The 12,826-nt window shown below is 74.2% G+C and carries 13 protein-coding genes; 5 read left to right on the plus strand and 8 right to left on the minus strand.

Features of this window, described 5'->3' with window-relative positions; genetic code table 11:
• Positions 1–94 precede the first annotated feature (94 nt).
• On the plus strand, positions 95–310 hold the full coding sequence (locus OIE75_RS37885) for a hypothetical protein (protein ID WP_125494200.1): 216 nt from the start codon (positions 95–97) through the stop codon (positions 308–310).
• A 31-nt stretch (positions 311–341) separates the two neighbouring features.
• Here OIE75_RS37885 and tgmB read toward each other — a convergent pair whose 3' ends face one another.
• From tgmB to OIE75_RS37900, 3 genes are all read right to left on the minus strand, one after another.
• Entirely contained in the window at positions 342–1,328 is a 987-nt protein-coding gene (tgmB, locus tag OIE75_RS37890; RefSeq protein ID WP_329473615.1) for an ATP-grasp ribosomal peptide maturase, read from the minus strand.
• A 16-nt stretch (positions 1,329–1,344) separates the two neighbouring features.
• Positions 1,345–1,536, minus strand: coding sequence for a putative ATP-grasp-modified RiPP (gene tgmA / locus OIE75_RS37895; RefSeq protein WP_003978169.1), 192 nt, complete (start codon positions 1,534–1,536; stop codon positions 1,345–1,347).
• Positions 1,537–1,655: 119 nt separating this feature from the next.
• Entirely contained in the window at positions 1,656–1,979 is a 324-nt protein-coding gene (locus OIE75_RS37900; RefSeq protein ID WP_329473616.1) for a YkvA family protein, read from the minus strand.
• A 206-nt stretch (positions 1,980–2,185) separates the two neighbouring features.
• On the opposite strand from OIE75_RS37900, the gene OIE75_RS37905 reads away from it, so the two are divergent.
• Positions 2,186–3,634 carry a hypothetical protein gene (locus OIE75_RS37905; RefSeq protein ID WP_329473617.1) on the plus strand — a complete coding sequence of 483 codons (1,449 nt, stop codon included), beginning with the start codon at positions 2,186–2,188 and terminating at the stop codon, positions 3,632–3,634.
• A 59-nt stretch (positions 3,635–3,693) separates the two neighbouring features.
• Here the strand turns inward: OIE75_RS37905 and OIE75_RS37910 are convergent, their stop codons facing one another.
• The 4 genes from OIE75_RS37910 to OIE75_RS37925 all read right to left on the minus strand — a co-directional run bounded on the left by OIE75_RS37910 (position 3,694) and on the right by OIE75_RS37925 (position 8,676).
• Positions 3,694–5,823: a xanthine dehydrogenase family protein molybdopterin-binding subunit gene (locus tag OIE75_RS37910; RefSeq protein ID WP_329473618.1), complete on the minus strand. Its 2,130-nt coding sequence runs from the start codon at positions 5,821–5,823 to the stop codon at positions 3,694–3,696.
• Positions 5,824–5,848: 25 nt separating this feature from the next.
• Positions 5,849–6,841 (minus strand): FAD binding domain-containing protein, encoded by a 993-nt coding sequence (locus tag OIE75_RS37915; RefSeq protein ID WP_329473619.1) that lies wholly within the window; start codon positions 6,839–6,841, stop codon positions 5,849–5,851.
• Positions 6,838–7,401 (minus strand): 2Fe-2S iron-sulfur cluster-binding protein, encoded by a 564-nt coding sequence (locus OIE75_RS37920; RefSeq protein WP_329473620.1) that lies wholly within the window; start codon positions 7,399–7,401, stop codon positions 6,838–6,840. The genes OIE75_RS37915 and OIE75_RS37920 overlap by 4 nt, the downstream gene beginning before the upstream one ends.
• Before the next feature lie 84 nt (positions 7,402–7,485).
• Positions 7,486–8,676 carry a hypothetical protein gene (locus OIE75_RS37925; protein ID WP_307016867.1) on the minus strand — a complete coding sequence of 397 codons (1,191 nt, stop codon included), beginning with the start codon at positions 8,674–8,676 and terminating at the stop codon, positions 7,486–7,488.
• Positions 8,677–8,870: 194 nt separating this feature from the next.
• Here OIE75_RS37925 and OIE75_RS37930 point away from each other — a divergent pair, with 194 nt between their 5' ends.
• On the plus strand, positions 8,871–9,665 hold the full coding sequence (locus OIE75_RS37930; RefSeq protein WP_307016868.1) for an SDR family NAD(P)-dependent oxidoreductase: 795 nt from the start codon (positions 8,871–8,873) through the stop codon (positions 9,663–9,665).
• A gap of 12 nt (positions 9,666–9,677) precedes the next feature.
• Here the strand turns inward: OIE75_RS37930 and OIE75_RS37935 are convergent, their stop codons facing one another.
• Complete coding sequence (locus OIE75_RS37935; protein WP_329473621.1) at positions 9,678–10,748, minus strand: YihY/virulence factor BrkB family protein; 1,071 nt, start codon at positions 10,746–10,748, stop codon at positions 9,678–9,680.
• A 356-nt stretch (positions 10,749–11,104) separates the two neighbouring features.
• Between OIE75_RS37935 and OIE75_RS37940 the strand changes: the two genes are divergently transcribed.
• Both OIE75_RS37940 and OIE75_RS37945 read left to right on the plus strand, forming a co-directional pair.
• The gene (locus OIE75_RS37940; RefSeq protein WP_307016870.1) at positions 11,105–11,509 is read left to right on the plus strand and encodes a hypothetical protein; all 405 of its coding nucleotides are present in this window, start codon (positions 11,105–11,107) and stop codon (positions 11,507–11,509) included.
• On the plus strand, positions 11,506–12,294 hold the full coding sequence (locus OIE75_RS37945) for a hypothetical protein (RefSeq protein WP_329473622.1): 789 nt from the start codon (positions 11,506–11,508) through the stop codon (positions 12,292–12,294). Before OIE75_RS37940 ends, OIE75_RS37945 begins: the two co-directional genes overlap by 4 nt.
• Positions 12,295–12,826 lie beyond the last annotated feature (532 nt).

Here is a 12,826-nt window from a genome sequence, read left to right on the forward strand (position 1 = left end):
CTGGGTGGAATGCGCACCCCCGGGTGGAGGGGCGCCTAGAATGCTCAGTCGCGCCCCCGTACGGGGGCGGACGACACGAAAGGCACGTTGACGGGTGTTCCAGGATTCCCCCATCTACGACCGACTTGTCGCCGAACGCGGTGACGTTCCCGAGCAGGTGCGACGGGATGCCGAGCGCGTGAGCAGGGAGCTGGAGGTGGTCATGCGCCCGCTGCACGCGCCCGGTCACCTGCCCGGCACCGGGCGGCAGCCGTCCCCGGGCGCCGGCTGGCAGCGCACCGCCCTGCTGCCCGGCCCGCGCCCGCACTGACGGGCGGCGCCGAGGCGGCACCGCCCAGACCTCACCCCGCGGCCGTCGTACCCGGGCCGTCCGCGTCCATCGCGTCCTCCGCGCCCGGCCGCGCCAGCCACTCGGCGATGGTGCGGGCGATCGGCTGGCCCGTGTCCACCTCCACGAAGCCGAACTGCCCCGACTGGTTGCACTCCAGGAACCACCAGGTGCCGTCGCCGTCCTCGGCGAAGTCGAGGGCCCCGTAGGCGAGCCCCGCCGCGCGGAGATAGGCGCGGACCGTCTCGGCCACCCGCGGCGGCACCTCCACCGGCCGCCACGGCTCGCCGGACTCCGCGAAGCGGACGTCCACTTCGGCCGTGTCCGGTTCCGCCAGGGCACTCTTCCGGGCCGCCAGCAACTCGTCGCCGACGGCGGTCAGCCGGATGTCCGCACGCTTGGCGACCCGGCGCTGCAGCAGCGTCGGACCGTGCGCCACGGCGCCGAAGTCGGCCTCGGGCGGAACCCGGCTGGTCGGCACCGCCAGGGGCGGATCCTGGGGGTGCGCGCCCGAGACGGGCTTGACCACCAGATCCGGATACCGCTCGGCGAATTCGCGCGCCGCCCGCGGAAAGGTCGTGATCAGCGTGGCCGGCACGGGCAGCCCGCACCGCTGGGCCAGACGCAGCTGCCAGGGCTTGTAGCGCGCCCGGTGCGCCGCGTCCGGCTGGTTCATCCAGCGTGCCCCGCTGCCGCGGAGCATGCCGTACAGCGCCTGACCGGCCTCCTCGGTCAGCCACGCGGACGGCTGGGCGGCCCGGGTGGCCGCACCGCCCGGCCTGCGCACCCAGACGGACCGCAGCCCGCCGATGCTCACCAGACGGCCGCCCGAGGACAGATGGCCCCGGAAGGCACCGTGCACGAACTCGCCGGAGAGCGCGACGGAATCGGGCAGATCCGCGGGGTCCAGGCGGACCACCGGTACTCCCGACGCGTTCAGGTGCACCACCACCATGTCCGCGGTGACGTCCTCTTCACTGGTCAGGATCAACACGGTCATTCTCAGCGGTCCGTGTTCAGTCGTCGAAGTGGGTCTTCGACCCCGCGGTTGAGGTCGTGGTACCCAACTCCCTCAGCAGCGCGTGGTCGCAGGCGGCGACCCGCCCGTCCAACAGCACGTTCAACTGCAGCCCGGAGTCGTAGACGTACGGAGTGGTGGCTTCCAACTCCACTGCGGGCCGTGCGTAGTTGAGCGCGAACGGTTGCATCGTCTCTCCCTAGTCGGTGCTGCGCCGATCAGTTGACGACCCCATCGCGCCGTCTCCTGGTCCGCCGACTTCCTTCGGCTTCCAGAGACTTATACGAATCGAACGGGTGATTGGTTTCCTTACGCTGCGTAATCACCGGGCGGGCCGGTGCCCTGTCGCCGGTCCGTGCCGTCCCGCCGGCCGCCGAGAGAGCCGCGTGCGGAACGCAGTGCGAGGAGCAGTACGCCGATGTCGTCCAGATAGACCGGGTCGGGCACCAGGTCCGCGGGGAGCACCAGATAGAGGACGGCGCCCCAGAAGACCCAGCGCGGGCCCGTGGGGAGCCCGGCTCGTCTGAGGTCCCGTCGGGTGCGGACCAGCCGCACCAGGACGGCCACCGCCGCCGCGAGGACCAGCGCGGCGAGCAGCGCCGCCACCAAGATCACCACTGTCGTCGTGTCCACCGGTCCCCTCCTTCGGGCTGCGCGGCGCGCACCCACTTTCCCGGATGCCCGTTCGGGGCGACGGCAAGACCGGTGTGTGACGTCTCTCATTCCTGTGGCCCACCCGGAGTGGCAGCGCGCGCCGGACGTGCCTAGTAATGGTCAGCACAGCGCGAGTCGCATGTCGGGGACGCAGGGCGGCCGCACCCCCAGCACACGGAGGGACCATGACCACCGGCTCTTCATCACCCCGTTCGCCCGAATACGCCATATCCGCCCTGGACCTGCCCACCGGGGAGACGACGACGGGCACGGGCACGACGCGTCCACCCGGCGGGGCTCCCGGCGCCCGGAACTCCTCCGTCCGGGAAGCGGACGCCCGGTACGCGGACGTCTGGGAGTCCGACCTCGGCGACCCCCGCGCCGACGGCACCGACCGCCCTGAGCCCGACGTCCCCGACTCCGACTTCCCCGACTCCGACCTGCTCGACGACGACATGCTCGACGACGACCTCCTCGACCCCGACCACCCCGGGTCCGGCCGCCACGAGTCCGACCCCCGCGAGGCCGGCCGCCTCGAACGCGCCGCCGACGGCACGCAGGAGCGCTCCTACGGGGACCCTGTCGGCGACCTCGTGCGCGCCGCCGTGGCCGACCGCCCGCTGGACGAGGTCGTCGACCTGATCACCACGCTGGAGCGGTCCCCGCAGTACGCGCAGGCCACCGTCGACGCGCTCCGCGCGGTCGGTGTCAACCGGTCGGTGGAGGACGTGACCCGGCTGGTCGGCCTGCTGACCCGGCCGCCCCGCCACCCGGACAGCGCCGACGAGGCGATCCGGGCCGCCGCCGAATGCCGCTCGGTGGAGGACGTGACCCGGCTGATGGCACTGCTGCACCGCACGCCCCTGGAGCCGCACTGCGGCCGGGAGGCCGTACGGGCCGCCGCCACCGGCCGGCCCGTCGAGGAACTCGTCGACCTGATCGGCCGGCTCGCCGAGGACGGACACGAACGCCCGGAGCGGCCCGACGCCCGGCAGTTGCGGGCGGCCCAGGACGCGGACGACGAGGAGGGCGGCCGCGAGAGCCACGGGCGGGAGCCCGCCGACCGTCCGGCACGACGGTCTCGCGTCTTCGGCGCGGCGGACCGCCGCGGCCGAGAGCGCCGCAGGACACCGCGCCCGGCCCGCCGGGACCGCGACCGCGCGTCCGAAGGCCGCGCCCACCGCGACGACCGCGCCGCCCGCCGGTCCGCGCGCGGCCCGGTCTGGCCCGCCTGGCTCACCGTCGCCGTCCTGGCCGGCTGCGGCGTGGCCTTCTTCCCCCTCCACCGCGCCGATGCCTCGGCCCCCGTCTACGGCGTCGCCCTCGGCCTGTCGGCGCTCTGCCTGGTGCTGGCCCTGCTGCTGACCGTGCGGCCGGCCGTGGCGCTGCTCGCCGCGGCGGTCGTGGGGCCGGCGGCGCTGGCCGCGGCCAAGCTCTACGGCAGCGTGACCCCGTCGTCCCCGGTCTCCCGGGCCGCGGACCTGACGCTGGCCCCCACCTGGGTCGCGGTGGCGGTCGCCGTGACGGCCGCGCTCGTCGCGCTCACCGCCCTGTGCGTGCGGGTGGCCTCACAGGACACCACCCGACGGCACCGACCGCCCCGCCGGATCACCGCGGCGCGCGCCGCGGACTGACCCCGTCCACCTCGTGGTCCGCGCCGGGAGGAGCTTCCGGCGCGGACCGTGGGCCGTCCTCACGCCCCCAGCATGCCCGCCGGATGCTCGTGTTCGAGGAGGGCGGTGAGTACCCGGTCCGGTGTGAGGGGGAGTTCGCGGATGCGGATGCCGGTGGCGTGGTGGACGGCGTTGCCGACGGCCGCGGCCGTGCCGACGATGCCGATCTCGCCGATCCCCTTGCTGCCCATGGGGTTGAGGTGGTCGTCGGCCTCGTCGACCCAGTACGCCTCCGGGGCCACGACGTCGGCGTGCGCGGGTACGTGGTACGAGGCCAGGTCGGACTGGGTGAAGTCGCCGAACGCCGGGTCCATCGTGCTGTCCTCGGTCAGCGCCATGCCCAGGCCCATCGTCATGCCCCCGATGAACTGGGAGCGGGCCGTGCGGGCGTTGAGGATGCGCCCCGCGGCGAAGACGCCCAGCAGCCGCGTCACCCGTACCTCGCCGGAGACCGTGTCGACGGCGACCTCGGCGAAGTGCGCGCCGAACGCGTGCCGGGCGTACGCACTCTCGGCGTCGACCGTGCCCGAGGTGTCGGCCTCGGCCACCAGCCCCTCCTCGGGCAGCGGCTCCGAGCGCCCGGCCAGCAGACCGGTCAGCCGGACGCATGCCGCGTGCACCGCCGACCCCCAGGACGCGGTGCCCGAGGAACCGCCGGCCACCGAGCCGAAACCGATGTCGCTGTCGGCGATCTCCACCCGGACCGCGTCCAGCGGCGCGCCGAGGGCGTCGGCCGCGATCTGCGCGAGCACCGTCCGGGCACCCGTGCCGATGTCGGTGGCATTGACCCGGACCAGGAAGCCGCCTCCGGGCAGCGCCCGCGCCGATGCCACGCCGGGCCCCACCAGGACGGGATAGGTGGCCGAGGCCACCCCGGTGCCGATCAGCAGTGGGCCGGCCGCGCGGGAACGCGGGCGCGGATCGCGCCCCTCCCAGCCGAAGCGGCGGGCGCCGTCGCGCAGACACTCCACCAGATGCCTGCTGCTGAAGGGCTTTCCGCTCTCGGGCTCGGTCTCCGGTTCGTTGCGGATCCTCAGCTCCACCGGGTCGACGCCGAGTTCGACGGCCAGCTCGTCCATGGCCGACTCGAGGGCGTACATGCCGGGACACTCGCCGGGCGCGCGCATCCACGACGGCGTGGGCACGTCCAGCGGGGCCACCCGGTGGAGCGTGCGCATCGTCGGAGCTGCGTACATCACGCGCGCGGGCACCGCGGCCTGCTCCACGAACTCCTTCACCCGCGAGGTGTACGTGGTCACCTCGTGCGTCAGGGCGGTGAGCCGGCCGTCGGCGTCGGCACCGATCCGCAGCCGGTGCAGGGTCGGCGCGCGGTGCCCGACGACCGCGGGCAGGTAGCGGCGCGGCAGCGCGACGGTCACCGCACGGCCGGTCTCCCGCGCCGCCATCGCGGCGAGCACCACGTCGGGGCGCGGCGTGCCCTTCGACCCGAAGCCGCCGCCCACGTGCTCCGAGCGCACCGTGATCCGGTCCTCCGGCATGCCGAACATCCGGGCGAGTTCCGCGCGGACGGCCGAGGTGCCCTGGCTGGAGGAGTGCACCGTCAGCCGGTCGTCGTCCCACCGCGCCGTACTGGCGTGCGGTTCCATCGGATGGTTGTGCAGCGGCGGCACGCGGTACCCGACGTCGAGCCGGGTCGCCGAGGACGTGAAGGCAGCGTCCGGGTCGCCCAGTTCGGTGACGGCCGGGTATCCGCCGTTGGCCGTCTCGGGGACGTACGCCTCCGGGTGCGAGGCGGTGAGGGTCACGTCGTGGCCCTCGGTCTCGTACGTGACGCGGACGGCGGCGGCACCCGCTCGGGCCGCCTCCAGCGTCTCGGCCACCACCAGGCCCACGAACCAGCCCCGGTGCGGCACCCGCGGGCTCTGGAGCACGGCCAGCACGGGGTCGTCGGGGTCCCCGAGGCGGGCCGCGTTCTCGTGGGTGAGCACCGCGAGCACGCCGGGCAGCGCGAGCGCGGCGGCGGTGTCGACGGCGGTCACCCGGCCCCGGGCGACCGTCGCCGGAACGGGCCAGGCCTGGGCGTGGTCGGGGGCGTCGTACTCGGCGGCGTACCGGGCGGTGCCGGTGACCTTCTGCCGCCCCTCCCGGCGCTCGGCGGGAGCGCCCAGGACGGTCTCGGTGGCGGTCATGGGGTTCTCCTCGGGGACGCCGGGTTCAGGTCGTGGCCGGCGGGGCGAGCCGGCCCAGTACGTCGAGGGCGAGCCGGCGGGCCAGGGGCACCTTGTAGGCGTTGTCCCGCAGCGGTTCGGCGGCGGCCAGCTCCAGGTCGACGGCGTGCTCGAAGGCCGCCGTCGTGGGCGCGGCGCCGGTCAGGGCGTCCTCGGCACGCCGCGCGCGCCAGGGCCGGTGGGCCAGCGCCCCGAAGGCGATCCCGGCCCGCACCACCACCCCGTCGTCGATGTGCAGCACGGCGGCGACGGAGGCCAGCGCGAAGGCGTACGACGCCCGGTCGCGGGCCTTGCGGTACGCCGAGGGCAGACCGGCCGTGGCGGCGGGCAGGACCACGCCGGTGATCAGCTCGCCGGGGCGGATCTCCGTGTCCCGCTCCGGGTGCATGCCCGGCAGCCGGTGGAAGTCGGCGGCGGGCACGACCCGGGTGCCCTCGGCGCCGGTCAGCTCCACGCGCGCGTCGAGGGCGGCCAGCGCCACCGCCATGTCCGACGGGTTGGTGGCGATGCACTTGTCGGAGTGACCCAGCACGGCGTGGTCGCGGTGCACCCCCTCCAGGGCGCCGCACCCGGTGCCGGGCTCCCGCTTGTTGCAGGGCTTGGAGGGGTCCTGGAAGTACGGGCAGCGGGTGCGCTGGAGCAGGTTGCCGGCCGTGGTGGCGGCGTTGCGCAACTGCCCCGAGGCGCCCGCCAGCAGTGCCTGGGACAGCGCGGGGTAGCGGTCGCGGACGACGGGGTGGGCGGCGAGGTCGCTGTTGCGGACCGTCGCGCCGACCCGCAGCGCCCCGTCGGGCAGCTCCTCCACCGTGTCCAGCGGCAGCCGGGTGACGTCGACGAGGGCGCTCGGCGTCTCCACACCGAGCTTCATGAGGTCCACGAGGTTGGTGCCGCCGCCGAGGTAGCGGGCGCCGGGGTGGGCCGCGAACGCTTCGGTGGCCTCGTCGACGCTGTCGGCGCGTACGTACGCGAGGGGCTTCACGGGATCACGTCCTCGACCGCGTCGGCGATCCGCGGATACGCGCCGCAGCGGCACAGGTTGCCGCTCATCCGCTCCCGGATCTCCTCCCGGCCCAGCGCGACCGGCTCCCCGGAGGGCGTCGCCGGGTCGGTGACGTGGGACGGGTGGCCGGCCGCGGCCTCGGCGAGCACGCCGACCGCCGAGCAGATCTGGCCCGGGGTGCAGTATCCGCACTGGTAGGCGTCGCGGTCCAGGAAGGCCCGCTGCATCGGGTGCAGCTCCTCGCCGTCCCCCGCGAGGCCCTCGATGGTGGTGATCTCGCAGCCGTCCAGGGCGACCGCGAGGAGCAGGCAGCCGTTCATGCGCCGGCCGTCCACCAGGACCGTGCAGGCGCCGCACTGCCCGTGGTCGCAGCCCTTCTTGGCGCCCGCGAGCCCCAGATCCTCCCGCAGGAGGTCCAGCAGGACGCGGCGGTGGTCGACGATGAGGGTGTGCGGTTTCCCGTTGACCCGGAGCGTGGTCTGCGAGCGGGCGGACTCCGGGGGGCGGGAGGCGGGGTCGCTCTCGTGCTGGCTGTCCATGGCGTCGATGACCTTCCGGGACGGGCCCTGGTGCTGTGGCCGTCCGCGTATCCACCTGACGCCGGATGACACGTGAGGGTGCCCTCAGTCGGTGGTCCCGCCCGGTGGACGGGACGTCTCCCGGCTCTCCGCCCCGGGCGGTGTGCCGGGCGGCGTCTCCGTCCGCGCTTGCTGCCGTGGCGGACGGGCGGCGCCCCTGAAGCGCTCCAGCGTGCGGGTGAGTCCCCGCAGCGGGGACGCCGGGGAGGCCTCGGCGGGCGGCGGCGCGGCCGGAACCGCCCCGGCCGACTCCCGGTACCCGGCCAGCGCCTCGGCCGCGCGTTCGGCCGCCTCCCGGTACAGGTCCCGGGACTGCGTCATGGCCTCCAGCGCCTCGGCGTACATGGCCACCAGCCTGCGCTCGCGCTCCAGCTCCTCCTGGAGGGTCAGCAGCCGCCACTCCTCCCGCAGCGAGGCGAGGTCCGCCACCGCGTCGTCGGGCAGCGGCCTGTCCAGGGCGTCGAAGGACGTCACCGCCTCGATCAGCCCGGTCGGCTCGGAGCCGTCCAGGAAGACCGTGCGGACGGAGAACGCGTCGGCGTCGTAGTCGGCCGGGGCCGGGGTGCCGGGCAGCACCACGGCGCCGCCGCGCGGCACCTGGACGCCGAAGTCCTCCAGCGCCCAGTTCACGACCCGCAGCTGCTGCGGCGCGGCGCGGTGCTCGACCACCCGGTGCCGCAGACCGGGGGGCAGCCGCCGGGCCAGCGGCACCCGGCCGCGGTGGTCGGTGGTCATCGCCTCGTGCACCACGACGTGGATGTTCCAGGGGCTGCGCCCGGACTCCTTGATCAGCCGGCGTACGGCCTTGTCGTCGTCCGGCAGTGCGTTGATGCCCCGCAGCCGCAGTCCCGTGGCGGCGTCGCGGTCCCAGGTGACGTCCGGGTCGTCGGGCCAGAACATGGTGGCGGGGGAGGGCCACTCGAGATCCCATGCCTCCTCCGCCTCGGCCAGCAGCGTCCACTCCTGACCGCCCGCCGAGCCGGGCTCCAGGATCAGCCTGGCCCGGACGGTCACGGCCTCGGGAACCTTCCAGCGGGCCTCGAAGACGCGGCGGCCGGGGAGCCCGTCGGCCGGCGGCTCGTCGGGAGGCTCCAGGAAGTCGTCGAGGACGAGGTCCTTCTTCAGCCGCTCCAGCGTGTGCCGGACGGTGTCCTCGGCCGCGGAGCCGACGTGGCGGCCGCGGGCGGCCCACAGCGTGGGCGGAGTCGTGGGGCGGGCGCTGGGAGAGGGTGGCATGGGTCCATCGGGCAGCAGGGACACGGACGTAGGCAAGTATCGACGCCGCAGGTCGGCGGGGAGCAGCCGGGGGTCCGCCGACCGGGCGGGCCGCGGCGTGGTGCGGGGTGCGGCCGGAGCGGCGGGGGTGGGTGGTGGGCGAGGGTGGGCAGGAGTACCGCGACCGACCGTACGGCACGACAAGGAGTGACCCGATGAATCTCGACCTCGGCGGACGAACCGCACTGGTGACCGGATCCTCGCAGGGCATCGGTGCGGCGATCGCCGCCGGCCTGGCCCGGGCCGGGGCCACCGTCGGTGTCAACGGGCGCGACGCGGGCCGCTTGGAGGAGGGCGTCGCGAAACTGCGGGCCGAGGTGCCGGACGGCGTGTTCGTGCCGGTCGTGGCCGACCTCGGCACCGAGGAGGGCGCCGCGCGGGCCATGGAGGCGATGCCCGACGTCGACATCCTGGTGAACAACCTCGGTGTCTTCGGCGCGGTGCCGGCGCTGGAGATCAGCGACGACGAGTGGCGGCGCTACTTCGAGATCAACGTCCTCGCGGGCGTCAGGCTGACGCGGGCCCATCTCCCCCGGATGAGGGAACGGGGCTGGGGCCGGGTGCTGTACATCGCGAGTGACTCGGCCGTCGTCGTCCCCGCCGAGATGATCCACTACGGCGTCTCCAAGACGGCGCTGCTCGGGGTCGGCCGCGGCTTCGCCAAGGAGGCCGCGGGCAGTGGCGTCACGGTGAACTGCGTCATCGCGGGTCCCACCCACACGGAGGGCGTCGAGGACTTCGTCTACCAACTGGTCGACCGGGAGCTGCCCTGGGACGAGGCGCAGCGCGTCTTCATGCGCGAGCACCGCCCGCAGTCCCTGCTCCAGCGGCTGATCGAACCGGAGGAGATCGCCAACCTCGTGGTGTACCTCAGCTCCCCCCTCGCCTCCGCCACGACGGGAGCCGCCGTCCGCGTGGACGGCGGCTACGTCGACTCGATCCTGCCCTAGGGACACGCCGGCTCACTTGCCCGGGGCGGCCTCCCGGTGGTCCGCGTCGTCCCAGGCCCTGGTGTCGCGCGGCTCCACGTAGGGCTCCTCCTCGGGCGGGTGGCCGCCGTCGATGACCCGCTGCCGGGCCAGTTCGGCGTCGAACTCCAGGCCCAGCAGGATGGCCAGGTTCGTCACCCACAGCCAGACCAGGAAGACGATGACACCGGCCAGGGTCCCGTACGTCTTGTTGTACGAACCGAAGTTGGCCACGTAGAAGGCGAACCCGGCGGAGGCGGCCAGCCAGATCAGCAGCGCGACCACACTGCCGAGGGAGACCCACTTGAAGCCCTTGACCCGGGCGTTCGGCGTGGCCCAGTACAGGATCGCGATCATGAAGGTGACGAGCACGACCAGCACCGGCCACTTGGCGAGGGACCACACCGTCAGCGCGGTGTCGCCGATGCCGAGCGCGGTGCCCGCCTGCCGGGCCAGACCGCCGGTGAACACGACGATGAGCGCGCTCACCACGGCCAGCACCAGCAGCACCACGGTCAGGGCCACCCGCAGCGGCAGCACCTTCCACATCGGGCGCCCCTCGGGCACGTCGTAGACCGCGTTCGCCGCGCGGATGAACGCGGCCACGTAGCCGGACGCCGACCAGACGGCGCCCGCCAGACCGGCCACCGCCAGCACGGAGCCGAGCCCCGCCCTGGCCTGCAACTGCTCCACCGCGTCGGTGACGATGTCCCGCACGGAACCGGGCGTGAGCTGCTGGATGTTCTCCAGCACCTCCTGGGTGGCGGAGGGCCCGGCGACGCCGAGCAGGGAGACCAGCACCAGCAGGGCCGGGAACATGGACAGCACGCCGTAGTAGGTCAGGGCCGCGGCCCGGTCGGTGAGTTCGTCCTCCTGGAACTCGGCGACCACCCGCCGCAGCAGCGAGGTCCAGGAGCGGCCCGGCAGTTCGACCGGGGAGTCGGGGGCGGCGCGCTCGGTGGCTGCGTCCGGACCGTAGTCCTCGGGCGCCGCCTCGTCCGGCGTCTCGTCCGCTCGGTCGTCCTTGGGGTGCTTACGGATGTGGGGAAGGTGCAGTCGGGCCATGGGGGTTCGGGTTGCCCGTCCCGGCCGGGGCACGCCCCTCGGGTGCCGACCGACGCGCGCCGGGTGTGCGGCGGGCACCCGGGACGGCGCCGGTTCACCCGTGGCCGGCACGGCTCCGGCGTCCGCACAATGGGCCCCGCGGGCAGGTCCGCCCACCATCCGCATCGGGGCGGGCCTGCCCGCGCCCACCCCGCCGGCACGCACCGACCGGCCCCTGTCGGGGCCGAAATACCGCAGTATGCCGGAGCGCGTGCACGTTCCTCTGGAAAATGCCAAAGCGCTCACCAGACGCGTGCACTTTCCGTAGTCTCGGCGTCACGTTCGCGGTACAGCCGTGCAGGGGGAGGGGATCCGGCGTGCCCGGAATCGACGAGAGTCTGCTGGAAGCCATGCGACTGCCCGGCGCGCGGGGCGCGTCGCTGGTCGACTGGATCAGCGGGCTCGCCCTGGGCGCCGTCGGCGAGGCACCGGGCGGCGACTGGGAGGCCACGGCGGCCGAGACCGCCGAACTGGCCCGGCACATCGCCGAGAGCGGCTCCCTGGCGGCCGGCGAGACCGGTACCGCCGTCGACCCGGGCAAGGCGCCCCCGGTGGAGGACCTGATCGCCACCACCGGCGACGCCTACCACCTGCTCCGGTTCGTCAGTACCCCCTTCGACAGCACGGTCTTCCTCCACCTCTGGCTGGGCCGCGACGACGGAAACCTCGCCCTGGCCCGCATCCGGCTGGCGGAGATGGCGGACCGCCTGGTGCTCGGATGACCAGAGTGACCACCACCTGGGCCACGCAGGAGACGACGTCGGCCGCCCTCGGCGCGCTCGCCGCCGAGGGGGCGACCGGCGCGCTCTCGGGCGAGCGGGGCATCGTCTACCTCTCGGCCGGCCGGGTCGTGCACGTCGAGTCGGCCTTCACCCCGGACCTCGGCGCGCTGCTCACCCGCAGCGGCGCGGTCCCCTCCGACGGCTGGTGGGACGCCGTCGACCGGGGCGGAGCCCAGCACCGGGTGGGACACCGGCTCGTGGACAGCGGACGGCTCTCGGCCGGCGCGCTGGAGGTCTGCCACCTGGGCGCGCTGTTCGACGCCGCGTACTTCGTCCTCGCCCACGACACGCGCGCGCACCGCTTCCGGCCCGGCGCGGTGCACTGGCTCGGCGCGGTCCGCTCCGTGCCGGTGGACGCGGTCGTCCGCGAGTCCGGACGCCGGCGCGCCCTGCTGGACCGCATCTGGCCGGACCCCGCCATCGACACCGTCCCGCTGACCCGGGTGCCGGGCGCCGGCCGGTCCGACCTGCCGGTGCGGCGCGGCCGGACCCTGACGCAGGTCGACGGCGTGCGCACCGCCGCGCAGATCGCCTCGTCGCTCGCCTGCCGCACGTACCACACCCTCGTCGAACTGCGCCGCCTGGCCGCCGACGGCCTCGTCGTCGCCGCCCCGCCGCCCGTCGCCCCGCCCCCCGCACCGGGACCCGACCCGGGCGGCACCGTGTGGGACGACCCGGACACCGCCCTGCTGCGACGGCTCCGACACGCCCTGGAGGCCCTGTGATCCGCGCGCGCCGTCAGCGTGCCGAAAGGAGACTGCTCAGTGCGACACGAAGTCGCTCCACCCAAGTAGATGGTCTGTGTGAGGAAAAGAGGTCATGAGCAGGCCATCTCGGACCAGTGTCCAAGGTCCGTCCCCACTTCCGCATGCGTCGCTGGTAACGGCGGGGTGTGAAGCCGGAAGCGCAAGCCCAAGAGCGGCACGGCCATCGGACCGCAACAGGCGAGGGGAAGGCCGGACGGGCTAATGAAAATGAACCCTTGACGACATCTCGTAACTCCTGTGCCGCGTCGATGGTGAGCTGTCGGCGGCAGACAGGCCCTGGCGCGGAAGAGCGCACGACGACCCCAGAGGATTGGCGCCGAAGGGGGAGGACACCGTCGGGCCCGGGATTAAGAGGGAGCCCACCCCGGTCGCATCTTGTGGGAGCGGAACGTGGAAACCCCGTTGGAGTCCGGGAGTGATCCCGGTAAGCCGGAGGCAACGAAGGACCAATCCTCCAGCGGGACAGGATGATCCGAGAAGCGAACGCCGA

This window comes from Streptomyces sp. NBC_01723 (assembly GCF_036246005.1).
GTDB lineage: Bacteria > Actinomycetota > Actinomycetes > Streptomycetales > Streptomycetaceae > Streptomyces.